24 protein-coding genes and 1 pseudogene are annotated in these 25,844 nt (G+C 37.1%); 15 read left to right on the plus strand and 10 right to left on the minus strand.

Annotation, left to right across the window (positions count from 1 at the left end; translation table 11 throughout):
• Position 1: 1 nt before the first annotated feature.
• From LG329_RS17285 to LG329_RS17310, 6 genes are all read left to right on the plus strand, one after another.
• On the plus strand, positions 2 to 1,261 hold the full coding sequence (locus tag LG329_RS17285) for an ABC transporter permease (RefSeq protein ID WP_404452074.1): 1,260 nt from the start codon (positions 2 to 4) through the stop codon (positions 1,259 to 1,261).
• Positions 1,261 to 2,361, plus strand: coding sequence for an ABC transporter permease (locus tag LG329_RS17290; RefSeq protein ID WP_404452075.1), 1,101 nt, complete (start codon positions 1,261 to 1,263; stop codon positions 2,359 to 2,361). The genes LG329_RS17285 and LG329_RS17290 overlap by 1 nt, the downstream gene beginning before the upstream one ends.
• Before the next feature lie 1,026 nt (positions 2,362 to 3,387).
• Positions 3,388 to 3,906 (plus strand): hypothetical protein, encoded by a 519-nt coding sequence (locus LG329_RS17295; RefSeq protein WP_404452076.1) that lies wholly within the window; start codon positions 3,388 to 3,390, stop codon positions 3,904 to 3,906.
• A gap of 630 nt (positions 3,907 to 4,536) precedes the next feature.
• Positions 4,537 to 5,640 (plus strand): NADH:flavin oxidoreductase, encoded by a 1,104-nt coding sequence (locus tag LG329_RS17300; protein ID WP_404452078.1) that lies wholly within the window; start codon positions 4,537 to 4,539, stop codon positions 5,638 to 5,640.
• Positions 5,641 to 6,173: 533 nt separating this feature from the next.
• Positions 6,174 to 6,530: a DUF378 domain-containing protein gene (locus tag LG329_RS17305; RefSeq protein WP_404452079.1), complete on the plus strand. Its 357-nt coding sequence runs from the start codon at positions 6,174 to 6,176 to the stop codon at positions 6,528 to 6,530.
• A 71-nt stretch (positions 6,531 to 6,601) separates the two neighbouring features.
• Positions 6,602 to 6,976, plus strand: coding sequence for a carboxymuconolactone decarboxylase family protein (locus tag LG329_RS17310; RefSeq protein WP_404452080.1), 375 nt, complete (start codon positions 6,602 to 6,604; stop codon positions 6,974 to 6,976).
• A 72-nt stretch (positions 6,977 to 7,048) separates the two neighbouring features.
• Here the strand turns inward: LG329_RS17310 and LG329_RS17315 are convergent, their stop codons facing one another.
• A complete protein-coding gene (locus tag LG329_RS17315) occupies positions 7,049 to 7,471 on the minus strand; it encodes a pyridoxamine 5'-phosphate oxidase family protein (protein WP_404452081.1) in 423 nt (140 codons plus the stop codon).
• A 152-nt stretch (positions 7,472 to 7,623) separates the two neighbouring features.
• On the opposite strand from LG329_RS17315, the gene uvsE reads away from it, so the two are divergent.
• A complete protein-coding gene (gene uvsE / locus LG329_RS17320) occupies positions 7,624 to 8,595 on the plus strand; it encodes a UV DNA damage repair endonuclease UvsE (protein WP_404452082.1) in 972 nt (323 codons plus the stop codon).
• 34 nt (positions 8,596 to 8,629) lie between these two features.
• On the opposite strand, the gene LG329_RS17325 is transcribed toward uvsE, so the two are convergent.
• From LG329_RS17325 to LG329_RS17345, 5 genes are all read right to left on the minus strand, one after another.
• Positions 8,630 to 9,523 carry a protein-glutamine gamma-glutamyltransferase gene (locus LG329_RS17325; RefSeq protein WP_404452083.1) on the minus strand — a complete coding sequence of 298 codons (894 nt, stop codon included), beginning with the start codon at positions 9,521 to 9,523 and terminating at the stop codon, positions 8,630 to 8,632.
• Between the two features lie 249 nt (positions 9,524 to 9,772).
• Positions 9,773 to 10,504 carry a P-II family nitrogen regulator gene (locus LG329_RS17330; RefSeq protein ID WP_404452084.1) on the minus strand — a complete coding sequence of 244 codons (732 nt, stop codon included), beginning with the start codon at positions 10,502 to 10,504 and terminating at the stop codon, positions 9,773 to 9,775.
• Positions 10,458 to 11,228 (minus strand): DUF1538 domain-containing protein, encoded by a 771-nt coding sequence (locus LG329_RS17335; RefSeq protein WP_404452085.1) that lies wholly within the window; start codon positions 11,226 to 11,228, stop codon positions 10,458 to 10,460. Before LG329_RS17335 ends, LG329_RS17330 begins: the two co-directional genes overlap by 47 nt.
• Positions 11,225 to 11,917 (minus strand): DUF1538 domain-containing protein, encoded by a 693-nt coding sequence (locus LG329_RS17340; RefSeq protein WP_404452086.1) that lies wholly within the window; start codon positions 11,915 to 11,917, stop codon positions 11,225 to 11,227. The genes LG329_RS17335 and LG329_RS17340 overlap by 4 nt, the downstream gene beginning before the upstream one ends.
• Before the next feature lie 362 nt (positions 11,918 to 12,279).
• Positions 12,280 to 12,840, minus strand: a complete 561-nt coding sequence (locus tag LG329_RS17345) for a tyrosine-type recombinase/integrase (RefSeq protein ID WP_404452087.1) — start codon at positions 12,838 to 12,840, stop codon at positions 12,280 to 12,282.
• A 269-nt stretch (positions 12,841 to 13,109) separates the two neighbouring features.
• Between LG329_RS17345 and LG329_RS17350 the strand changes: the two genes are divergently transcribed.
• The 8 genes and pseudogenes from LG329_RS17350 to LG329_RS17385 all read left to right on the plus strand — a co-directional run bounded on the left by LG329_RS17350 (position 13,110) and on the right by LG329_RS17385 (position 19,949).
• Complete coding sequence (locus LG329_RS17350) at positions 13,110 to 13,283, plus strand: hypothetical protein (RefSeq protein WP_404452088.1); 174 nt, start codon at positions 13,110 to 13,112, stop codon at positions 13,281 to 13,283.
• A 224-nt stretch (positions 13,284 to 13,507) separates the two neighbouring features.
• A pseudogene (locus tag LG329_RS17355) lies at positions 13,508 to 13,690 on the plus strand (GNAT family N-acetyltransferase); the annotation flags it as partial.
• A 237-nt stretch (positions 13,691 to 13,927) separates the two neighbouring features.
• Positions 13,928 to 15,106, plus strand: a complete 1,179-nt coding sequence (locus LG329_RS17360) for a hydroxymethylglutaryl-CoA synthase (RefSeq protein ID WP_404452089.1) — start codon at positions 13,928 to 13,930, stop codon at positions 15,104 to 15,106.
• Between the two features lie 437 nt (positions 15,107 to 15,543).
• A complete protein-coding gene (locus tag LG329_RS17365) occupies positions 15,544 to 15,789 on the plus strand; it encodes a hypothetical protein (RefSeq protein WP_404452090.1) in 246 nt (81 codons plus the stop codon).
• A gap of 257 nt (positions 15,790 to 16,046) precedes the next feature.
• Positions 16,047 to 16,571, plus strand: a complete 525-nt coding sequence (locus LG329_RS17370) for a hypothetical protein (RefSeq protein ID WP_404452091.1) — start codon at positions 16,047 to 16,049, stop codon at positions 16,569 to 16,571.
• A 172-nt stretch (positions 16,572 to 16,743) separates the two neighbouring features.
• Positions 16,744 to 16,959, plus strand: a complete 216-nt coding sequence (locus LG329_RS17375) for a PF20097 family protein (protein ID WP_404452092.1) — start codon at positions 16,744 to 16,746, stop codon at positions 16,957 to 16,959.
• A 541-nt stretch (positions 16,960 to 17,500) separates the two neighbouring features.
• Positions 17,501 to 18,976: an alkaline phosphatase family protein gene (locus LG329_RS17380; RefSeq protein WP_404452093.1), complete on the plus strand. Its 1,476-nt coding sequence runs from the start codon at positions 17,501 to 17,503 to the stop codon at positions 18,974 to 18,976.
• A 652-nt stretch (positions 18,977 to 19,628) separates the two neighbouring features.
• Complete coding sequence (locus LG329_RS17385; protein ID WP_404452094.1) at positions 19,629 to 19,949, plus strand: atypical membrane-integrating protein (Mistic protein); 321 nt, start codon at positions 19,629 to 19,631, stop codon at positions 19,947 to 19,949.
• 65 nt (positions 19,950 to 20,014) lie between these two features.
• On the opposite strand, the gene LG329_RS17390 is transcribed toward LG329_RS17385, so the two are convergent.
• The 4 genes from LG329_RS17390 to LG329_RS17405 form a co-directional block, all read right to left on the minus strand.
• Positions 20,015 to 20,710: an ABC transporter ATP-binding protein gene (locus LG329_RS17390; protein ID WP_404452095.1), complete on the minus strand. Its 696-nt coding sequence runs from the start codon at positions 20,708 to 20,710 to the stop codon at positions 20,015 to 20,017.
• Positions 20,711 to 20,712: 2 nt separating this feature from the next.
• Positions 20,713 to 21,777: an ABC transporter permease gene (locus LG329_RS17395; protein WP_404452096.1), complete on the minus strand. Its 1,065-nt coding sequence runs from the start codon at positions 21,775 to 21,777 to the stop codon at positions 20,713 to 20,715.
• A gap of 652 nt (positions 21,778 to 22,429) precedes the next feature.
• On the minus strand, positions 22,430 to 23,536 hold the full coding sequence (locus tag LG329_RS17400; protein WP_404452097.1) for an endospore germination permease: 1,107 nt from the start codon (positions 23,534 to 23,536) through the stop codon (positions 22,430 to 22,432).
• 490 nt (positions 23,537 to 24,026) lie between these two features.
• Complete coding sequence (locus LG329_RS17405; RefSeq protein ID WP_404452098.1) at positions 24,027 to 25,502, minus strand: flavin monoamine oxidase family protein; 1,476 nt, start codon at positions 25,500 to 25,502, stop codon at positions 24,027 to 24,029.
• Positions 25,503 to 25,844 lie beyond the last annotated feature (342 nt).

Below are 25,844 nucleotides of genomic sequence, written 5' to 3' on the forward strand. Positions count from 1 at the left end.
GATGGGCTCATTTTTTAAAAAAGATCTATTAGTATTTTGGAGAGATCGTAAAGAGATCCTTATGTCGTTGTTACTTCCTATTGTGATTATTTTTGTATTAAACATTGCTTTCTCTGGTTTATTTGATGAGGGAGCAGAATCTATGAATATAGATGTTGCAATTGTACAAGAAGATAACGAATCCATTGGGTTGGAAAAGTTTGAAGAGAAGGTAAATGATATGGATTTGCCTCCTGCTGAAAAAGAAGCACTACTTACCCAAGCAGCGCGTATTTCGCCAGCAGGTCTTATAAATGAATTCTTTAATGATCCAGAAATGAAGGAATGGGTCAGCGTGCAGGAATTAAGTAGAGAAAAAGCAACGGAATTAGTGAAAGAAGGTAAACTGGATGCGTTAATTAACATTCCAGAAGGATTCACTTACAGTGTGCTGTCCTCAATGTTGCTTGGGGAAAATATAGAAACAGCTCTATCGATAAACGTTAAAGAAGAATCAACGGAAGTTAATGCACTTCAAGATATGGTTACGAATTACGTTAACACACTTAATTTCCAGTTCGCACTCGGTAGCGCATCTGAGGCTGGAATGACCGAACCGGAATTGCCCCAAGGTGGGAGAGAAGTTGTAGAAGGGGTGGAGTCCTATACCATGGCACAGTATTTTACGTTTGCTATAGGAACCCTGTTTGCATTATTTATTGCTTCTACTGTTGCGATGAAAACAGTCACAGAAAAAAGGGAACGCGTATTTAATCGAATCATACTGACTAATAGTAAGCCATTTGACTATTTAATGGGAAAAATACTATCAACTTTTAGTATGACATGGATACAACTGTTGATCACATTGACGGTTACTCAATTGCTATTGGATGTCTTTTCAGGAATGTCATTCGAATTTTGGCTGGGAACCATTTTAGTAATAACTGCCTTTTCGATTGCTGTAGCGGGATTATCTGCCTTGTTTACACCAATCACTCTACGATTAGATGATCCGAATGCAGCGAACGGTCTTTTCCTAATGATTGTTATGGCAATGGGAGTTCTGGGAGGAAGCTTTTTTCCAATTGACTTTCTTCCTGAATGGGTTCAGAAAATTGGAGAATGGACACCTAATGGATTAACGCAGGCAACACTATTAGAGTGGATACAATATGGTTCTTCTGAGGATTTAATTGTACCGATTATTTTGCTGCTGAGCTTTTTTATCGTATGCCTCTTTATTGGTATGTTCCTATTTCCTAGAAGGGAGAGAGTATAATGTTCCCAGTGTTTAAAGCACAATTGAGAAAAGATATACGAAAACCATTTACCATCATTCTATTCATTGTTGCCAGCATCGTGGCATCACTTATATTTGGGGGTAGCACACAGCAAAGTGAGACATCTGTGGCCATTTTCAGTAGTGGACCTAATGCTGCGGAGGTAGAAGAGAAATGGGCAGGTTTACTGAATGATGGTGAGTCCGTTAACTTTGTTATTACAGATGAAGAGAAAGCACGTGAAGATGTTGTAAAAGGAAGACGTGATGTTGCCATTCATGTGATGGAAAATGATTATCGCCTGGTTACCTCTTCTTATATGCCCCAAGTACAAATGATTGAACAACAAGTTCATGAAGTGTTTACAAAAGAAGCACAGCTTGCGGCGGTAGCAGGTACACAGAATATGGATGAACTGCGAAATGAACTGGAGAGTTATATGGAAGATCCGCCATTACAAGTTCAAACCCAGTCCCTACAGGAAGAGGATCTTCAAAGACATGATATGGGCATTCAGTTATTGTTTGGTTTTACCCTTTTTATCGCCATGTTCACCATCGGATTTAAAGTCAATGGGATCACGGCGGATAAGGTGAATGGGGTATGGAATCGTATGATATTATCATCCGTTGGTAAAACAGGTATGTATTCGGGACATCTCATTTATAGTTTTTGTATTGGCTTTTTTCAGATGTTCGTTGTTTTTCTCGTATTTCAATATGTAATGGGTTATGATTTAGGGAATTTTAGCATGATATTGGCCATTGCAGGTGTTTATACGCTGAGTATGGTTAGCTTGGCTATGTTATTTACTGGAATACTCCGAACACCAGAACAATTTAATATGGTTTTCTCTTCCGTTATTCCAATGATTCCGATAGTCAGCGGTATATATATGCCACCAGGTACCATAAGTAATTCCATCTTGTTATTTATTGCAGATTTGTTCCCGTTGACCCATGGGGTTGAAGCTATGATGGATGTTGCTCTTTATGGTGCAAGCTGGATTGACATTGCTTTACCGATTGCCCTAATGCTTTTAATCGCTGTTGTATGTATGGGTGTAGGAGTTAACATGGTTGAGCGGAGGAAGGGATGAATTAATTTAAGCCATTAACAGATTTGAGATAGATGAAAAATTCAGTGGTAACAATATTACTCAAACGGGCGCATTTCCATAATAAGGATATGCGCTCTATTTGCATCTAAGGACCATTCTGTTGAAAATCCTTCTCAAGGATAGTTGGATATTTATGTTAGGCTCTTTTCGTACGCATTGTTGCTTTTTCAGCTTCATAGTTGATATAAACTGCGACATAACTTCTATCTAAGTTAGATCTGTAGTACTGATAATGGAAACAAGTTACTAAGGCAGCCGCAGCCCGTATACACTACGCTTTCCGCGGGTGGCTGGTGAGCCTCCTTGTGCTAACGCACTGCGTAGTCTCACCGATGCCTGTCCTCCCGCAGGAGTCTACGTGTATACGGGCTGCTGGTATAATAGTTGCCAATAACTAAAAGAAATGACAAAGAATGCTTACGTAAATAGCTTTACCAGTCCAGCATCGTTCCGGGCGGTGACTCCTGCGGGAACAGCACGTGTCCGAAGACCCCGCAGAGTGGTCAATGATGAGGGCCGACTAAAACCGTCCTTTGCGGACAACGTCGGCATACCCCTTGCCGGGGCAAGGAGGCTGAGGCCGTGCCCTAAGGTGCGCATCCGCCCGAAGCGATCCTGGACGGCAGCAATAGCACATGTCTTTGGAAATAAACCAGAAGTTACGTCGCAGTTTATATCTATTCTCTCGAAAGCAACAATATTTATGAAAATAGCCTTATGTTAAAATAGATGGAGATTGAATTTTCATATTTTTAATGGGATTAAGAAAGAAATTTATTATGATTAGCAAAGTAAATGTTCAGTATACTTACCATAATAATTTAAACAGTGGTTCTACCAGACTTTGGACTTGTTTACCACCGAAAACAACGAATCAATCTAAAGAGCTTATTCACTCCATACCCCCTTTTTGGCATATTAACGCTTTTTTTCTTATTAGCTTTATTATCAAGTTTAAGCAATTTGTTTTAACTATCAAAAGTCGTAATAACGAGGAGGATTTTAATGGGGGAGTCAATTTATTTTACAGATAACTTTTTTTCAGCAGGTAAAACGGAAATTTATAATGGGAATCAGGAAGAAATTGGTTCACTTGATTTGAAAAGTGCCTTTTCATCAGGTGTCGATATTTTGGATAGGGAAGGTAATATCGTAGTAAAAGGTTCTTTCCGCTTTTTATCAAGTAAGTGGAACGTAAAAGATCAAAATGAGCAGGAGATTGGGAAACTGAAAAAACGTTTATCCCTTTTTTCCAAAAAGTATGTCTATCATTCTTATCATCATGGAGATTATGAAATTAATTCAGAGGCATTTTCCAAGGAATATAACATTCTTGATCAGGATGGAAATACGGTTGCTACTTTTAAAAAGGTAAGTGGTTTCTTTCGTTCACCAGCATTTGAATTAAATAATCATTCATCTAAGCTATCCACAGAAGAGTTAGTAGCGGTTGTGATGGGAGTTAATATGATAATCAAACGTAATAATAATAATGCTGCTGGAGCAAGTGGTGGCGGTTCGTGACTTGAATTATCTACTGAAAGTAAGTATATGATGGCTGAAAATGCTTATCACAATGTGAATGCAGGTAATCCTGAAATCGTGGTAAAAGCAAAACTTTGATTGTATTTCAATCAAGGCTCTTTTCGTACGCATTGTTGCTTTTTTAGCTTCATAGTTGATATATATTGCGACGTAACTTTATGTTTATTTCCAAAGACATGTGCTATTGCTGCCGTTCAGGATCGCTTCGGGCGGATGCTTTCCGCGGGCACGGCCTCAGCCTCCTCGAGAAGACCACTCTGCGGGGTCTTCGGACACGTGCTGTTCCCGCAGGAGTCACCGCCCTCCTGGTAAAGCTATTTACGTAAGCATTCTTTGTCATTTCTTTTAACTAATGAATGCTGTTATTGGCAAATGTTATACTAGCAGCCCGTATACACGTAGACTTCTGCGGGAGGAAAGGCAGCGGTGAGACTACGCAGTACGTTAGCACAAGAAGGCTCACCAGCCGCCCGCGAAAAGCGAAGTGTATACGGGCTGCGGCTGCCTTAGTAACTTGTTTCCATTATCAGTACTACAAACAGATATCTTTTCTTTCCCGATGGAATTTGAAATAATACCTATTGCATCAAGGAAAGAGGAGGACATACATTGAGTAAAACAACTATATCTACAGAACCATTATTTCATACATTTACAAGTGATAAATTAATATTAGAGAATCGCACGGTGATGGCGCCAATGACGCGTGGTTTTTCACCAAATGGAGTACCGGGGGAAGATGTGGCAGCTTACTACCGTCGCCGGGCTGAAAATGGAGTAGGCTTAATTGTAACAGAAGGAACCGGCATTAATCATCCGGCTTCTGTTTCAGGTGCCAGTATCCCTTTATTTCATGGTGAAGAATCATTGAACGGATGGGCTGGAGTCGTAAAGGAAGTTCATCAAGCTGGCGGGAAAATTGTACCACAGCTTTGGCATGTGGGAATGACCCGTAAAGAAGGGGAGCTTCCAAATGAAGAAGCACTACCTGTTGGACCATCTGGCCTTAGCTTGTCAGGCAAAAAAATAACAGAGCCAATGACCGAAGAAGAAGTTGTAAATATGGTTGAGGCATATGCTCAAGCAGCAGCTGATGCTAAACGGATTGGTTTCGACGGAATCGAACTTCACGGAGCTCACGGTTATTTAATCGATCAATTCTTCTGGGAAAATACCAATAAGCGTACGGATCGTTATGGTGGAGATCTCGTCGATCGCACGCAATTTGCAGTCGAGATAATAGAAGCTTGCCGACGTGAAGTTGGGCCTGATTTTCCAGTTATCTTTCGTTTTTCTCAATGGAAAATGAATGACTACAAAGCTAAACTTGCTAAAACGCCGGACGAATTGGAACGTTTCCTAAAGCCACTTGTAGAAGCAGGCGTAGATATTTTCCATTGTTCTACACGTCGTTTCTGGGAACCGGAATTTGAAGGCTCTGATTTGAACTTGGCAGGATGGACCAAGAAATTAACGGGTAAACCAGTGATTTCTGTTGGGTCAGTTGGGCTTGATGGAGAATTCACGAGTTTTTCCGGTGCCAAAACAACGAGTCTCGATGGCCTGATGGAAAAGCTTCATGACGAAGAGTTTGACCTGGTAGCTATCGGACGTTCTCTCTTAATGGATCCAGAGTGGGTGAAGAAGGTTGAGGACGGCAGAGCAGATGACTTATTGCCATTTAAGAAAGAAGCACTTCAAACGTTGTATTAGATAAAAATAAAGCAGGTATTCCACGCGTTTAGTTTGTGGTATACCTGTTTTTTTAATGCCTGTATTTTCCTTGCTTTTTCAGTGTCACTTCTATTTTTTAAAAGTTAGGGTGTTTTCGTAATTCCTCCGCTAACATGGTGTCTGGAAGCAGTGCTATATAGCTCCTTTCACTATTTTGGCAGTTGATTGGAGCGAAGGACCGTTGACTCCTGCGGGAACAGCACGAGTCTGAAGACCCCGCAGCGGTGGTATTCCGCGAGGAGGCTGAAGCCGTGCCCGCGGAAAGCAACGGTCCGCAGCGGAAATCAACCAGCAGTTACGTCGCAATACATATCAACTATGAAGGTGACATAGCAAAAATGCGTACGAAAAGAGTCAAAAGTTATCACTGAATGAAAACGAACGATAAGGAAAAGATAAAATGAATCTTTCCCAGCGGGACGATTATTTTATGCAACATGTAGACGGATTAATTCCCGTAGTTCTTGGGTCAGCAGTGACAACAACACAGACAAAAGGAGGTGTAGGTAATTATGGAGACGTTAAAGAAAATCGCCTTAGCTTTAGTAATAATTGGTGCTATTAACTGGGGTTTAATTGGGTTATTCCAATTTGACTTAGTGGCAGCAATATTTGGTGGACAAGATGGAGGTTTGGCTCGCGTAATTTATACGCTTGTTGGTATTAGTGGCCTTTATTGCATAACCATGTTATTTGATCCTCTAACAGAAACTGATGAGGACCTGGACAAGGGTAAGGATCGAACCATCCGTACAAACAAGGTGAATTATGGTACAGAGTTTGGTGAAGAAAATGATGTAACAGGTATATACAATCCCACTGTACAGGATAGTGAAAAAGACCAAGATCCACTAAATAGAAAAGAATAACCAGAAACTAACTCCAAAGCCTTAATAGGGCTTTGGAGTAAATATTTACGAACAGAAGGGAAAGTGAAAGCATGGAACATCACGAAGTAACAAACAACCATTCAATTGATAAGCACTTGATTAACTACAAGGAAGGTCTTAATAAATTCACTGAGGGTATGCCTGAAGTTGTACAGACTTACAATGAATTTACGGAACATTGTTTCAGAGAAGGGGAAATTTCTCAAAAAAATAAGCAGCTTATTGCACTCGGAATAAGCGTTTATTCACAAGATGAATACTGTATGATTTATCATACGAAGGGGTGCATCGACCAGGGGTGTACGGATAAGGAAATCTTTGAGGCTATTGGTGTATCAACAGCAATTGGTGGAGGAGCAGCCATGAGTCAAGGCGTAACACTTGTACAAGAATGTATGGATCAATTTAAACAAAATAGACATTAAAAAAGATCGCCAGCCATTTTTTAATGCTGGTGATCTTTTTTACGCTAAATGGGCTCTTACGCTTTTGTTCAATTATAGATGTAGTATCTTTGGTGCTTCACCTTTTTTGTTCATTAAACTAATTTGCATTGGCTCAATTTCCAGTACGAAGTAATTCGAATCATTTGGACCATCAAAATATAGCTCCATATGCTCATTCCACAACTGCTTTTTCATCTCTTCTGAATCGTTTATGGAAACTTTTCCTTCATATTCCACATATTCATCGCCAAACCCTTCGCCTTCATATCCAAGAAGAATATGTGTGAATGGATTAGTATCTATTTCTTCCGTTTTATGGGTATTTTTGTTTGTGGCCGTATACAGTTTCAACCCATCGTTCCAAAAAGTCATATACCTTGAATGTGGTTTATTATTTTCAACTGTTGCCATCGGGCCAACATTACTGTCATTAAGTATTTTTTTTACACTCACTTCTATCTCTTTTTGACTCAACTGCATGCACTCCTTCATTATTTATAATTTTATTATTCCTCCAAGGAGCGATGTTAAACAAGATAATGATTGGACTAATTTTTTCCTAAATGGACAATCTATTTCTGACAGTAATCTAATCGTTAAAAGCCTAAAGTAGGAGAGTGCACGAAATGACTTTGGTACGTCTTGGTTATGTAGCAATGAGTGTGCATGTACAAAATGCTTCCCCGTCCAAAACGATGACATACACTAATTTTGCAAAGCATGAAGATAAGGATGCCGCTACACGAAAACTGGTAAAACTCGCTGAAACCAACCTGCATAATTGCCTTAGATTGCTACGGCATAATGTGGCACATGATATTGATTTTTTTCGACTATCGTCCAAACTTGTGCCGTTAGCTACGCATCCTGAACTCAAAGGTTGGAATTACATTCAATCCATACAACCATCGCTGGAGAAAATACGGGAGTTCCTTATAGAACACCCTGAAATCAGAGTAGACTTTCATCCTGATCATTTTGTATTGTTAAATTCGCCGGGCAAAGATGTTCTAAAGAATTCAATAAAAACACTACGCATGCATTTTGAACTTTTAGAAGGGATGGGTATTGACCATCGGCATCGCTGTGTGTTGCATGTTGGCGGGGGATATGGTGATAAGGAAAAAGCGCTTGAGCAATTTATTCAAAACTGGGCACTTGTTTCTTCTGATTTGCAGCGCATGATTATCCTTGAAAATGATGATAAGGTGTTCACCGTTTCGGAAACATTATACTTATGTGAAAAGTTAGCTATTCCCATGGTATTTGACTATCATCACCACCTCGCAAATCATGCGGAATCCGATAATTGGCATGAGGACTGGAAACGTGTGGTTAAAACTTGGAAATCGTCCAAGCTACCGGTAAAGATGCACATTTCAAGTCCCAAGTCAGAAAAACAATTTCGTGCCCATTCTGATTATGTGGATAGCGCAATGTTTATGGACTTTTTACAAAAAGTAAAAGGAAGTGTTCCACAAATAGACTGCATGATTGAAGCAAAACAAAAAGACGATGCACTATTTACGTTGATGAACGATCTACGCAAGTATCCCGAAATTGAAATAATGGATGGAGGCAGTTTTTTAATACGTTAAATTTTTTAGAGGACAAGACGGATGTCCCCTGCTGTTAATCTAATGTACCATTAATTGTTATTTTAATAGTACCTGCATTTACCATGCTAACTAGGGATAAGTAATAAGAGTAGGAAATGGATGTTTGGTTATGATGGTAAATGCTTTCATATACGATCACCCTATTTGTAGGCGTTCTACCAGATCTTCTGTATTCGTTTTTTAATGCAATCAAGTGGTCGAATGATGGCGTAACAACCATATCTATCATATAGGCATCTTGCTCACTTGATTCACCCAGGATGTTAAGCTGCCTGATCATTTCCTCCGCACTAAGGATACCTAACCCGTGACCATAATATAGATTGTCCCCTAGGAAAACGGCATTTTCCCCCTGCCACTGAGGTTTAAGATGATCAGGGTTATTAAAATAAACAATATCCCCTGGAATAGGCTCCTTTACTGTATCGTTTTTCAACCTTAGATCAGCATCTGTATTCCAACTATACAAATATAAATTTGTGAAATAGTTATTAAAGGTTTCTGTCCCCAGGTATTCAAGCGCTGCATAATAGTAAACCATAATCATTGCTGTAGCGCATTCAAATGCGTATTGATCCCCATTTTTATAAATATCACGAATCGCAGCGGAAGGTTTTACACCTTGCTTTAAACGAATTCCACCTTGTCCTGTGATTGACCAATATCGATCATTAGCCCTTGTTTCCCTAAAAACAGCAAAGCTTGCGTGGCTGTCGTTTAGCTTGCTTGCTGCTTCCATAATTAGCTCCCTAATATGGATGGTGCTCTCCAAGTCTTTAAACGATCGATAATGGTACATTTTTGAGCTGTTTTCTAGCTGCTTTAAAATATTTTTTCCTTTACCCGAAATCGAGACTTTCTCAATCAACTCATCCCAATGAAAAGCTGTACCTGAAATATTAATCATCTTGTTCACCTTTTCTATAAGAATCCTTATAGCAGTGTATACAGTTAGATTGAAACTGGTGATAGTAGTCTAGATGTAAAAAAAAGAAGCAGTGAAAGATTCCTGAGTTAAGATGGGGGGGTTGGAGGATGGGTTCTAATCTCTAAAAATACAAAATCAACAGCCGCACGTACAAGTGCGGCTGTTGATTTTACAACCAATATTATTGTTGCTAGATTATTTTTGAAATTGCTATAATTGTTCAGCGCGTTATTCATTTAGTTCTTCATTGACCATCTGGTTTAATGTGTGGTTGATACCTATTGTTTTTTCAACCTCTATAACAAAGGAAATACCTTTACCAGGTTGATTTAATTTAGCGTCTTCTTCAATGGTTTTTAATACATTGCTTGTTTTATCTCTACTGATTAATGTTAATACTACTTCTTTTTGGGGTTCAATTAGGATATTAAAAAGCTTTGCTTGTTCATGAATACCGGTGCCACGTCCATTTAGGATGGTTCCACCTTCTGCTCCTGCCTTTTTAGTAGCATCGATTACATTTTCGGAGTCACCCTTGTTTACGATTGTAATGATAATGTCATAAAGAACTTTTTCATCTTCCATTGTGATAGTAACACCATCCTTATCCATGTCTTCATTTGCCACATCTAATCCCATCATATGACAAATTCCTGTAACTTTTTTTGTATCTATAACAAAACCAATTCCTTGTCTGGGCTGGTTTAATTTAACTGAATCGACAATAGCATTCATAACGCTTGGGAAAATCTTATTTGATACAAGAGTCAATATTACTTCTCTTTCTCGATCTACTGGAATCCCTAGGACCCTCTTTTTTTCATTCAGCCTAAATCCCTTGCCAATTAATGTAGTACCACCATTTGCTCCTGCCTTTTTGGATGCATGGATGACTTTTTTGGCCTTTTCTTTCCTAACGATCGTGACTATTAGCTTTTGTCCCGGATTGATCTTCGACATTTTGACTCTTCTCCTTTCTACTGAATATAATTCCTAGCGTAAGTACAGATATTATTGGAGCCAATGCTACTAGTGCAACCATGCCAAAACCGTCGAGAAGAGGATCACGGCCTTCAATTTGCGTAGCGATTCCTACAAACATCGCTAAAATAAACGTAGCAGTCATCGGTCCGGTTGCAACTCCGCCTGAATCAAATGCAATAGATGTAAATGTTTTTGAAGAAAACTTCACCATAATCAATGCTATTATATAGCCTGGAACGATAAAATACCATAGTGAAATACCAAATATGATTCGTACCATCGATAGTGCTATAGATATTCCGACACCAATCGAAAGCGTATATAACAATACTTTTGGTTGAATATATCCACCAGATACCTTTTCAACTTGATGGATTAATACGCTAACAGCTGGTTCAGCGTATATTGCAACAAAGCCAAGGATAAACCCAATTGGTATTAACACCCACCGATACGGTAAGGCACCAAGACTTTTTCCCATTAATTCTCCAATAGGCAGGAACCCTATATGGACACCTTGTAAGAAAAAGGAGAGACCTAAAAATGTTAAAAGAAAACCAACACCAATATCTTTTAGTTTTCTAATCGGTAATTTTAAAAATATAAATTGGAATACTAAGAATAAGATTAAAAGTGGTAATAATGCCATAGCAACATCTGTCATTACCTGGTTAAACCCTTCAAATAAATGTATGTTCATCCGTAAATCACCCCTAACAGCAGTACTGATAAAATAGGTCCAATAGAAGCAAGTGCTACCAGGCCAAAGCTGTCACGTGACGATGATTTACCTCTCATAACAGAAGTTACCCCAACACCTAAGGCTAATATAAACGGTACAGTTAAGGGTCCAGTTGTTACGCCTCCTGAATCAAAGGAGATAGGAACAAAATGCGGAGGTGTAAAGGCAGCTAATAAAAAGATAACGCCATAACTAATTGCTAATATATAGACAATGTTAATGTTAAAAATAATACGTACCATTGCAAGTCCAACAAAAATACCAACCCCTAGCGCAACAGCAAGAATTAAAATACTCCTTGGAATCTCACCATTAGACACTTGATCTATTTGACGGGCAAGTACTTGGACATCAGGTTCTGCGATTGTGACCACAACACCTAATAAAAAGCCAAAAAACACAATGACCCATACTTTCTTAGTCTTTGATAATGCAGATCCAATCATTTCTCCAACAGGTAGCAATCCAACGTTAACGCCCAATAAAAAGAGTATCAGTCCGATTCCAACAAAGACAACACCGGCTAAAAATTGAAGAAAGGTTTCCATCGGTAGCCATACTAACGTGAACTGTAAAGCGGTTATAACTAACGTAATTGGTAAAATAGAATAAACAACTTCGAAAATCGTTTCTCTTATGTTATTCATGCAAACCACCTTAATTTTAGATTTTAGATTATTTTAATAAAGTGAAGGAGTGGTACTTTTATGAAAATTCAGAGTAAAAGTAATTCAAAATACTAAATGAGGATTTATTTATTCAACAAAAGCGCCGTTTTCAGAAAGAAAGATTCCATCACTTTCAGGCGTTAATGTGTTTATAGCAGTACTTGACGTGCGTACGATTGTTGAACAATTCATACTGAGGAAAATATGTGCTTTTTAGAAAGAAAAACACGCACAAGTAATTCAGAACACCTTCTTAGTTTAGAAGAAACGTAGTTTAATATATTACATCACTGTTTTTCCTCCTTTAATTGCTTGTAGTAATGGATTAAGGTTACTTAATTTCATAGGTTTACATCAATTTCTGTTCTAATTTTTTCATCTTTAGAAATTCCAAGGTATTTACGCGTTTCAGAAGGAGTTGAATGATTAAAGTGTTTCTGAAGAAGTGAGATGGCAACACCTCGTTTATAGGCATGTAGCCCAAAAGTTTTGCGCATAGAGTTAGTCCCAATGTTTCCCTCTATGTTAACGGCTTTAGCGGCATGATGAATAATACGGTAAGCTTGTTGGCGAGTGATTGGTTTTTGGCTATTAGAGGACTGAAATAAATAGTCTTCGCTGTTCAAATGACTGGATTGGATGTAGTGTAAAATGGCTTTTTTTACTTTTTGATTGAGATACACTTCCTTATTAGATTCTTTATAAGGAAGCAAGCAGAAATCCTTTATTTGGTCTTCTTTTTCCAAAACATCTCCAACCATTAAATCCAACATTTCCGTGATCTTTAAGCCAGTATTTATACCAAAGACAAAGAGGACATAGTCTCGTTCTGAACGTTTTTTTAAATATCTTTTCATAGAATTGATTTGTTTTACATCTTTTAAAGCCACTACATATTCCATATGATTGTTCTCCTTAATCTATGTTACTTAATACTATTCTAAAACCTTATTGTGTAACATGCAAATTTTTTGCTTGGATTACTGTGTATAACATTATGGTCTAGAAAATTATGATTAACCGGGAACTCATTTTTTTAGTAGTACCCAGTTTTGGAGTAATTAACTAAACCATTTGTACATCAACCCCACTTGGAGAAAATAAGTAGCTATAAATTTCATTTTTGTATTATAATAAAAAAGTAACGGAAATAGTAGAGGAGACAACTTTAATGTCTAACGAAAAGAAATTAAGTATGCAAGAGAAGATCCAGCAGCATCTGGAAAAGAAAAAACAAGCGCAAAGTAATAACAAAAATAAAACCAACATGAGTGGTTCCATGCCACACATGAAAAGTCAACAAACGAAGAAGCCTAGTAATAATCGTCGGAAAATGGGTAGCTAATCTTGGTTAATATTTTGATTCCCCAAAAAAATAACCACCCATATGCCTAACAGGCAATTGAGGTGATTATTTTTTCATTCTTTATTTTGAGTCGCCCTCTTGAAGGGCTATTGTACTCAGGCTGAATGGTGTTAGTGCACCGTTCAGTCTTTATTAATGTATTTTTGGGAATTGTTAAACATTTAGCTTAACTTTTATATTATATGTATCCGAGGATACATAGTTTACTTGTATGGGCAGAAAATAACAATGAGATAGAGAAGGTTTGTCTTGAGGTGATGGAAGACAATAAAGGGGCAATCAAGTTATATAAAGACAATGGATTTACAGAAGAAGGAAGAAAAGTAAAAGGTGTTAAGTTGAAAAATGGTTATCAGGATTTGGTTCTGATGGCTAAATTTTTTTAATTAAATAGTGTACACTTCCTCACTATTATAATCGAAATCAGACAAGCATTTGGTGGCATTTAATCCATTGTTTTTTCCAAAATTACTCCCATCATACGACACCAAACTGCCATAAAGTTACGATTTTAAAAGTAAAGAGGATTCATCAAGATTTAATTCTTCATTCATTTATAGTAAACTGTAAATTACCCAATTTACATATGCTTGGGATAGGTTGTAAGCAAAGGAGAACTAGTCATGGAAATAGGAATTGATAAAATAGGTTTCTACATACCTCATATATATGTTGATATGAATAAATTAGCAGAGAGCAGAAATATTGATCCTGAAAAATTTACAATCGGTATTGGACAGGAGAAAATGGCAGTACCTCCAATCACGCAGGATCCGGTTACGCTGGCAGCAAATGCGGCGCTTGAAATTTTAGACGAAAAAGATAAAAAGGAAATTGACTTTGTTATATTCGGAACAGAGACAGGCATCGATAGCTCCAAATCGGCAGCAGTTTACGTTCATGATTTGTTGGGGTTAAACCCATATGCTAGAGCTATTGAAGTAAAGCAGGCATGTTATGGAGCGACTGCTGGTATTCAAATGGCAAAAGGGCATGTTGCATTAAACCCGGAAAGCAAGGTATTGGTTCTGGGGTCCGATATTGCGAGATATGGCTTGAATACTTCAGGGGAAGCAACGCAAGGCGCAGGCGCGGTTGCGATTGTGATTAGTGCAGATCCTAGCATCATGGTATTGGAAGACGAAAGTGTTTATTTCACCACTGACATTATGGATTTCTGGCGTCCGGTGTATTCTGACAAAGCGTTTGTGGACGGAAAATTATCAAATGAACAATACATTGCATTCTTTTCAAAAGTCTGGGAGCAGTACAAAACGAAGACAGGTTTAGAGTTGAAAGATTTTGAAGCAATCTGCTACCACTTGCCATATACAAAGATGGGACTTAAAGCATTACGTACGGTTCTGGAAGAAGGAACGGAAGATGTGAAGGACCGGCTACAGAAAAACTATAAAATCAGTGCAAGATACAATAGAAATGTTGGGAATATTTATACCGGGTCGTTGTATTTAAGTTTCCTATCTCTACTTGCACGTAAAGAGGATATGGATGCAGGTTCACGAATTGGACTATTCAGCTATGGTTCTGGGGCAGTAGGGGAGTTCTTTACTGGTTTACTACAACCAGATTATCGGGAACATTTACACGTTGAAAATCATATCAAACTATTTTCTGCACGAAAGGAAATTACTGTTGCTGAGTATGAACAGATTTTCCAGGAAACACTTCCAACTGATGGCTCAACAGTGGAATTGGATATAGATCGTGATCCTGCAACGATTTGTTTAGCGGGTATGGCAGATAATAAACGGCAGTATGTGAATAAAGCGGAAAATATGTAGCACTTGTGAAAGGCATTGTTGATTTACTAAGTACTTCACTTATGGTAGAGAAAATATAAAATCACATTATATTTAGCGTACTAAATCGCACAAGATTTAGTACGCTATTTTTTATTGACACACCAGCTTTTAAATGAATAATTATCATTTGAAATAACACCATAAATAGCAAAATGACAATATTTATTGTCAATGCCATAAAAGTAGTGCTAAAACGATTTATAATTACTATGCCAAAATACCTGCTGATATAAAAGTCGATTTACAGTTTGTTGTACAGATAAAAGTATATTTTGAAAGAAATACAGTCTTAAATAATAACCCTTAATTAACTGGGTATTTTGAATATTTATGTTAAAATATACAGAGATTGTGAACGATTACAGATTACATTTAAACTAATGTAGCAGGATTGTGGAAGAAGGGAGGAAGATTCTTTGAAAGTATTACGAAAATTAAATTTAATTATTGCGATAGGAGTATTGAGTACAAGTTTTTACCATTTTTTTATTGATAGTATCGACTTTTCGATGAATATAATCTCTTCGTTTCTAGCTTTAATGTATTTACTATTCGGGATAGAAAAGGTTAAAGAAAAAGACGGTGACAAGAAACTCGGCTATGCCTACTTAATTGTTGCATTGGTCTTTTTTACGGGACTGATATTGGTTTTCTTCAGCTAACTTGGTGCAAAAGTTGTGGAAGAACATTGTACGAAACATCTTTTTCTTATTGTACTATCGCAGCAGGATAGTTGAATAAGGGTTGTATTAAAAGGGGGTTGGACTAGCGAAAACAATACCTAATATCATCGATAGTACCGCCGACGGAATATTTTAAAAAGGGAAATTTTGTGAAAATATGAAATATGTATGAATATTATATTTTTTTAAAACTTATTAACGTAATTCATCGTATTACTTAAAAAGGGGGATTTTATATGAAAAAACAAACGTATAAATTATTTGTAATCGCTTTATTCGCTTCACTTCTTTTATTGACATCTGGTTGCACAGGAAATCCAGAGCAGGAAACTCAGGATGAAAATATAGAGACAATTGAATCCGTATTACAGAAAGCTCTTACAGGACCAAATGATGAATTGAAGAAAATATTTAATAATGAGGAAGTGGAAGACTTAGTACAATATGATATAGACCATTTTGAAGAATATTTTGCAACTGAAACATCCTATGTGGAATTTGTAAGTCAAAATAATGGTTCTGGAATACTGATTCAAGCAATGAAATATGATTACAACTTTAAAGTAAAAAATATCGAATATGAGAAAACAGAATCTGAAGAGATAATTTATGATTTCACCGTAGAATTGCAGTACCAAAAAGAAGGAAGCGAAAAATCAGAAATTGAAACAGTAACTGGACAAGCAAATTTAAATGAAGAACATAAAATAGAAGTTATGGAAATACGTATAGGTGAATTTTTGGCTTCCTTAGTTAATTAAATGGTGCAAGAGTTGAACAAGGCGATAATCAATTTGATCGTCTTTATTAAAAATTGTTCGGAATATTATGTTAAATTAAATTAAAAGGATCTTGAGCTAACACAGCAGGTTTCTTTAAGAAGAAAAGTAGTAGGTGAATAAAATGGAAATGTGAAAGGTGTTGTGACTAAATATGAACGATAATGTAATATGTCCTGAATGCAGCAATGAGCTGAAGCAGGGGTATATTTTTTCTCCTCGCAGAATTTGTTGGTCAGAGTCGGCTGATTCAATCTTCGCTGATTTTGGAAGTGAAGAGGTATTAATAAATGATGCTTTTTTAAAAATAAGTAAAACCCCAGCTTTTAGATGTGAAAAATGTAATTTAGTTATTTTTAAACACAAATAAGTTATTAATATAAACAAAGTAGTCTTATAAATACTCAACTATTTAGACAATCGGGCGCTTTTCTTTAATAAGAAGGCTTCTTTTGGTATGAGTCAGATTCTAGAAAAATACATTTATGGGATTGGATTAAGTTAAAGTGTAAAAGAGATTGTGAAGGTTCTACTTAAACTATATGGTGCTATAGTTCAACAAGCATTCTCTAGTTTAAAGTTAACAATATTAACGTGATGTAGCGTTTATTAATGATTTAATCCCATAATTTTTTAATTTGTTATTTACGGTCTTGAAGTGTTGTAATGTGTTATTTTGTTTTAGTACTTCAAAACTGACTCTGTTAAAGTTTGATCCAGGCGTTTTATTTATACCAATATTTTTAGATAAGCACTTTTTTATTTGAATCCTTTTCCTAAACTCTTAAGAGTTAGCTTCACTATCTTGAATATTAATTTCATCTTGTGTAATTCTAAGTTGTATAAAATACAGTATAACCATTCAGTAGGATATGGTATAAAGGGAATATGATTGTGAGGATGATAACAATATGAAGCAAAACCCAAAGTCGCTAAAACCTGTAATTCTGCTGAACATTGACTCATTGATGCCCGAACCATTGGAAGTAGCTATCCAAACCGGACAAGCTCCTGCTTTACAATATTTGATGGAAAATGGCAATTATATTCCAAATATGGTGACTTCATTTCCGACAATGTCCGTAACGATTGACAGCAGTCTTTTGACAGGTTCATATGCGGACAAACACCATATACCTGGTTTAAACTGGTTTGATGATTCCCGAAAAGAAATTATTAACTACGGGACGGGTTTCCGGGAAACGTTTAGGTTGGGGATGCGGCGTTCTATCCATAACATGATCTACCGACTGAATAATGAACATATGAGCAGTGAAGTCACTACAATCTATGAAGAATTAGCTGACAGAGGGATAGCCTCAGCGTCCATTAATTCCTTCGTCTATCGCGGAAACACACCGCAACGTTTACGTGTACCACGGTTATTCACTACACTGACCCGATTTAAAAATGGTGAGTGGACAACTGAAGCAACAAATATTTTCTCTTTGGGGACTTTTTCCAAATTAAGACCATGGGGAGTCGCAACGCAAATAGCTGCCGGAAATTATAAATTTACAGCTCGGGAGCTCAGGTATTTAATTCGTAAGAACAAACTTCCGGGTTTTACTTTTTGTGTATTTCAGGATTTGGATGCCCGAATTCACTTAAAAGGACCGATGGATATCAAAGGGATCACCAAGATTGACAAGGAAATTCAAAAAGTATTGAACTTGTACCCTAGCTGGGAGGAGGCACTCAATCGAAATGTATGGCTGGTGATGGGTGATAACGGTCACTCACCAACAGGAAAAAGGTACCGTGACTTTACCATTGATTTACGCAAAACATTGAAAAAATATCGTATCTCCCGATTAGAACGTTCTGTATCTAAGAAAGATCAGCTCGTCCTTTGTGTAAACCAGCGTATGGCATATATTTATGTATTGGATGAACAGCTTCCACTGTCTGCAGTTGTCGAAAAGCTCAAAAATGATCAACGGATCGATATCATAGCCTGGAAGAACGGAGACCTTATTCATGTTGAATCCGGTATGAGAAAAGGTTCATTGCACTATCGTCCAGGCGGGGAATATAAGGATGTGTATGATCAAACATGGAGTATGGAAGGGAATCCAGAGCTTCTGGATTTGAACCTGACAAATGAAAAAGTGTTGTCCTATGGTGATTACCCTGATGCATTAATTCGGTTACATAGTGTTTTGCACTCTCACTCGGGGCGTTTCATTGTCGTTAATGCTAAACCAGGTTGTGAATTTAAAGCGCAAGCTACACCATCCCACCTTTCTGGTGCAGCACACGGTTCCTTACACAAACAAGAATCTTTTGTACCACTGATGATTGCTGGAACCTCCGAGAAACCAATATTTACACGTGTTGTGGATTTGAAAGAGTTTATAATTCGGTTGATTCAATATCAAGGGTGATTTGCGTATAAACATGCCTGGCCCAGTTTATGTAGGGATGACAATAATAAATAACGGATCTGTCGGGTCTATGTGCTGTTGTATTTGATATTTGATTGTAGAATGGTTGAGTAGCCCCATCTATCTTTAATAATGGCTGTTTTCGTAAAGATTGTTGCTTATGGAAGAATAGATATAGACTGTGACGTAACTAAGGTTTATTTCCAATGACATGTGCTACTGCTGCCGTCCAGGATCGCTCCGGGTGGATGCTTTCCACGGGCACGGCCCTCATCATCTTCCACTCTGCGGGGTCTTCGGACACGTGCTGTTCCCGCAGGAGTCACCGCCCGGAACGATGCTGGACTGGTAAAGCTATTTACGTATGAATTCTTTGTCATTTCTTCCAACTAATGCATTCTATTATTGGCAAAAATTATACCAGCAGCCCGTATACACGTAGACTCCTGCGGGAGGAAAGGCATCGGTGAGACTACGTAGTGCGATAGCACAAGGAGGCTCACCAGCCGCCCGCGGAAAGCGAAGTGTATACGGGCTGCGGCTGCCTATGTAACTTGTTTCCGTTACCAGTAATACAGAGAAGTTACGTCACAGTTTATATCAACTATGAAGATGAAAAAGCAACAATGCGTATGAAGATGAAAAAGCAACAATGCGTACGAAAAGGGCCTTAATAATTGAAAAAGGAATGCTTTTCTTTTTCTTTACAAATTGGGTGATACAAATGAAGGCAAACGAAAATGATTATAAAAAATATAGTGATGCCATTGATCAGATACAGCAGGGAAACGATGCAATGATCGATTTATTTAATGAAATGGAAGGCGATCGTGAGCTTATTAGTTTCGACGATAAAGTAGTTGATCAGATAGAAAAAGCTAAAGTTAAATTTGGTAATGATGCAGTCAATGAGAAAATCAATACGGTTGTTCGCGAAATGCTTTCCTGGCTTGATTTGGAAGATGTTGATTGATTAAAGACAATGAAAAGAAGGATATCTAAAAATTAGGCTATCAAAAATTGATAGCCTATTATTATCTAACTTTTATAGTGTCCTTTTTCGAATATTTGTCCATCCTCTATGTGCAAAACTCGGTCACATACGTCGAGCATTCTTTCATCGTGTGTCACCATAATGGCTGCTTTATTCCTTGATTTCACTTCATAGGATATCATTTCGACAACCTTTCTCCCGCGTTCGGAATCCAAACTGGCGGTAGGTTCATCAGCCAATATTAATGAGGGATCATTCATAAAGGCCCTGCCGATAGCGGCTCTCTGTTTTTCACCGCCAGAGAGACTTTGCGGATACTTGTCTAACCGATGACTTATGCCCAGATCATTTATTAATTCTTTCGCCTTTTTCAAGTTCTTTTTCTTGCTCTCTTTTCTAATATTTCCAATTAGCATTAACTGATCTATTATAGTTAAATACGGAATTAAATGCGCTGATTGAAATATAAACCCGATTTCTTCTAATCTTTTGGAAGTTAATTTTGCAGATTTAAACGCTGTGATATCCTCTTCATTCAAGAACACCTTACCGTTTGTAGGTGTCAATAAAGCTCCGATAATGGAAAGGAGTGTACTTTTACCTGAACCAGAGGGGCCAACTACGGCCATTAATTCTCCCTTATTTAAGTTAAATGATATGTCTTTCAATACTTTTACCGAGGTATCCCCATCTCCAAATACTTTAGTGACCTTATCCAACTTTAAAATTTCTTTAGCCATAGTTATTCCACCTTTCCAATTGCTTCCAACGCATCGATTTTGGTGACTTTAAATACAGATAATAGCGATCCTGCTAGATTTAAACCTAAAAATAATGCTCCTGTACTTAAAATCAGTGCGGCAGAGGTTTTAAATGGCATACCTTCCGGCAATACTTGCACCATTCCAGTTATGGCCAGTACACTGAATACCAGACTTATTACGGTAAGCAAAACCACTTGAATCATAATGCTCTTAGCAATATACTTTGTATTCGCTCCAACAGCTTTCAACACACCAAATTGACTTGTTTTTTGAATGGTAATGACATAGAAAAATACTGTGGAAACAAAGCCAGAGATAATAAACATAAATAACTTCATTACCATAAATGATCCCTGTGTTTCCGTATAACCTGGCATGGATTTAACCAATTCTTCTTTTGTCATGGTGTCATATTCTTCAATTGTCACTTTAGATCCTGTATACACTATCGCATTATAAGAAGGTTTGTCTGTAAATATTTTATGCATTCCTAATTCAAAATCAGCATAGATAACTGGCAGGAATGTATATGTCTGTTTTTCTATAAAACCTGCAATAGTCATTGTCTTTCCAGATGTTTTATCCTCAATCTTGTCTCCTAATTCGTATCCGTCTTTCTTTAAACTTTCACTTACAATAACTTCGTTTCCTGATAACTCACTAATATCTTTTCCTTCTAAAACGCCCATATTGGGATATTTCTCTGTATTCACAGAGAAGTAAACAACGCCTATCTTATCATCTTGCTCTCCAACCAATTCAGACATGGTAATTGCTAAGGGTGAAGATTTATCATCAAGTTTTTTCTGTATTGTATCTGCCTGTTCTGGTGCCAGTTCCGAATTAATAATTGCACCGTCAGATTCTTCATCTATAATGGCATATTCTGTTGCTAAGTTTTCTAATGAAGAACTATCAGCATAGGATAAACCATTTGCTAAACCAGTAATGAAGAATAACAGGAATAAAATGGCTACCATAATTAAGCCGAGTAATGTGTACCTTAGTTTGGATCGTTTTAATTCCTTAAAAGCTAAAAACATATTATCTCTCCCTTATTCTTTTTAGTTTTACTGCCCCACTGCCTAATAAATGACCGCCAATCCACCCCAATATAACGAACATCATTGTTCTCACTTACCCATTTCACCTCGTTCCTGTACTTGCATATTTTGTCTATGTCATTATCATAAGGATGAAAAATTAATAGTATCTTTCTAAAGTCTTAAATAATTCTTAAATGTAACAAGCCATAAGAAAAGCGCAAGCGCCTTGGTCAGCCCCGACAAGTTTAAGACGAATCTCTTAGTGATGATTTTTATCACAAAGAGATTTGACTTAAAACCTCAGGCGGGCTAGGGTGCTTGCGCTAGACAGATTAACGCCAAAGTTTCTTTCCTTTTAAAAAATAAAACGCCAATCCCTCATAAAATAGAAGGGTCAGCGTTTTGAATAAGAATGCCTATATTTTATTTTATTTTAATTTTATCTGCTGTTTAATAATAACTTAGGTAGGGTAAGGACAGCATGTACATGTATGAATTATTAATGGAACCGAAAAACATTATAGTTATCCGACTATAGGTCGACCATATCTATTTGTCCCTTGAAAAATCCGCATTCTACAATAGCTACTTGATCCCAACACCCTGTTAATAAGAAGACAAACGAGCAAATGATAAGCGAATAGATTTTTCATTTTCCAATCCGTTTCCCCTTTAGTTTAGAAACAACAAACAGTGCTAACGCAATAAAAAGGGTATAAATAAATGCCGTATTACTGACAATTGTTCCAAGTAAAGATACCTCAATTAAGTTTTGTGGAAACATACTGATGCCATATACAATCGGTGCTAATATGAACACTATTTTCACTTTTTTTGTATGCTTAAAGATAGAGTTGAGTGAAAGTACAGCGATATCCAACGCCATTGTAGTTGTATTAAAGATGGCCATAATCCAGATAATAAAAAAGACAGACTCAAACCGTTCAAAAAATCCTCCTGGTATTTCTACGGTCTTAGCTAACTCTATAGTTGGGTATAATAGGTTAGACGTTACCGCATTACCAAATACGCCAATACATATAATAAAAAGCATCATGTACAAAACTATAGGTATACACATTCCCATTGCAGCCATTTTAGGAGTTTTCTTTGGATTGTCCACTAATCCTATATAAAATAAAATAATGACAAATCCTGCATAAGAGCCCACTCCTGTATGTAATCCCTTTAGATAACCCTGCATGTCTGTTTCAAACATTGGTAACAATAGGTTCGGTTCAAACCATTTTAAATTAAATGCAAAAACTGTTAGGGCAATAAAAAGAATAATCGGTAAGAACAGCATATTTAATCGAAATAACCCTGCTCTAGAGCCCGAAACAGCGTAAACAACTACAAGAAGAAAACAAAGTGCGGTCACCTCGACAGGCGTGTGGTAAAGCAAATACAGATTGGAAACATCTGCAATACTACGGACCTGATGTGCCGCAACACTTAACCATATTACAGCAAATAATATCGAGATAATGATTGCCACAGGTGTTGACAGGATGTTAGATGTAAACGTGAAAAAGGATTGATTTGGAAATCTAATCGCCAGTTTAGCTAATAACCATGTAATTAGTACTGCAAGTGCTCCACCAACAAGGATAGCTATCCAACCATCTGAAGCGACAGATGTAGTTGCCAGATTCCTTGGTAATGAAAGAATTCCTACACTAATCACAATGGAGGGTACAGCAATCATAATTTCTCTATCGCTTATTTTTTCATCACCATATTCAAAGCTTTTCATTACTTTCTCCATTCTAGGTTTTTATCTTTTTTTGTTTTCCGTTTTTTAGCCCGTTCCATTTCATCCCTTCTTTTGCCCGTAGCCTCGGACTTTTATACAAAACTAGGTTAGATGTGTAAGGACACTCATTATAATTTTAATCTGCGAAGGATGTATATGAACAGTATAGGCTTTCCTTAAGCTCTTTCAATATTTTTTTCAACTCCGTAACTGCCAATGTAATATTTTCGTTCATATATGCAATCCATATTAGATTCGTATTTTGATCGAATGTTTTATAATTGATTGTTCTTTGTAGCGGTACTATGTTTCCTGAAAAATTCTTGTCAACGGTTTTGCTCAATAGAAATAACAAAAAGTCTTATTCATCTTATGAATAAAGGGAAAATAGGCTTTGTTCATGTAAGACCATATAAAATCTGAAAAAATGAGGTTTAATCTGTTTTAATATAAATATATTTAATCAGGCGATATTCATGTGAAAATGAATTCATCTTGATTCAAGGTTATTTACTTCAAATGAAACACGTATTCCCGATTCAATTGCCCCTTGAATCCACCCATGAGTTAAGGCTGTATGTTCACCTGCAAAATGTACTCTATGTTCCGGGGTGGCGAGATACGGAAAAAGTTCGGTCTCCTGTTCGGGTTTAAATAAGGTGAATGCACCTGCTGCATAAGGATCTAATACCCAGTTATAACTGGTTCCTGTTACAAAATCATTTCGAATGGCTTGACCGTGTATTTCTGCCAATTCATTAAGTGCTTGTGCTATACGCTCTTTGTCTGATTTACTTACCCAAACCAGTGCATCATCCTCCCATGTGTAACTCCCTAGAAGAACGCCACTTTTCTGATTAAATGCATGACTTGGATAATGTGCTAAACGGATGCGCAGGTCTGTGATTGTTTTTCCTCCAAACAACCCTTGTTTTTCCCAAAACCGATTATTAAACTGAATTCCTACTTTAGTAGAAGGAACATAGTGAAGTTCACGGATGGCTTTCCATTTGTGATAGGAGAAGGAATCTCTAGGTTGAATGTCTATAAATTGAAGTACTGTAAATGGAAGCGTTACAATTGCCAAATCCCCAGTAATTTGACTTAATTTGCCCGTTCTTGTATCCATACAAGTAAATGTTACCTGATTTTCTCCCTGTTCAATTTTGGTGATTTCTTGATTGAAATGAATGTTTTCATTCATTTCAGGTAGAAACGCTTTAGGTAGTTGATCTAAACCACCGGTAATTTCAAAGAATTGAATTTCTTTATTAAATAAAATCATGAATTCTCGAAGTAACTCGACAAAAGATAGTTCTGGTAATCCTGTTACATCTGATAATACTTTAATCATTTCGATTGCACCGTCTGATAATGTTTTGCCGGTTGGATTATATCGAAAAAAGGTGGAGAGCGAATATCTTTCAAAATGTTGAACAACGATAGGCCAGTTTTTCAGGGGGTTTTGATTGATAAAATCTATAATCGGCTGGATTGCAAATTGAATAAGTTCATTAGCTGTTTTTCCTTTTTCATTAGGAGCGACTGGATAATTCAGAATGGCAGGGTTTTGCTTGTATAAATAGTATCTTATTTTAACCCCATTTGCGTACATAAGATCGTTTGGGGATGAATTAATAAATGGATTGACGTTCAAACCAAATTTTTTTATATACTCCATTACTAAATAGTGGGTATTAGGTATTCGCATCGCACCGGCTTCCATATAATGCCCTTTTGTAAAGGGGGTGCGAATCGTATAAATACGACCTCCAACACGCTCCCTCGCCTCGATGATCTTTACGTTATGCCCTGCTTGCTTTAAGAGAGAACCTGCTACTAATCCTGACATACCAGCCCCAGCAATGATAATATCCTTTGGAGCATTTGTTTTTGGTAACCCCTTTTGAATAGCGTGAATCATTTGAGATGGTGAGTAATGAGGAGGTAAATAATTCATCAACATATTAATTAAATACTCCTTTCATCTTCTTTATCAAGTTGGTTTTAGCAAAATGGGCTTTATATCCAAACTATTCATGAGGGCTTAATCCATATGTCTAATAAAGGTAAAATAAATCTTTAACATAACCATATTTTTGGTGTTTTATAGTTTAGATGCTGAATTGGAAAAGTATAGAATGGAAGATATCGGTTATATATCGAACAAATTGGGATTCAGACAGTAAAATGCAGTAACCCATGGCACGTTTGTTGAGGAAATACAAAGGATCATCCATGTTAGTCAGGACTAAAATGGATGATCCTCTATCTTTACGCATATGCTTAGCATTTTAATTGGAATGAA

This window comes from Virgibacillus necropolis (assembly GCF_044793635.1).
GTDB classification, from domain to species: domain Bacteria; phylum Bacillota; class Bacilli; order Bacillales; family Amphibacillaceae; genus Virgibacillus_F; species Virgibacillus_F necropolis_A.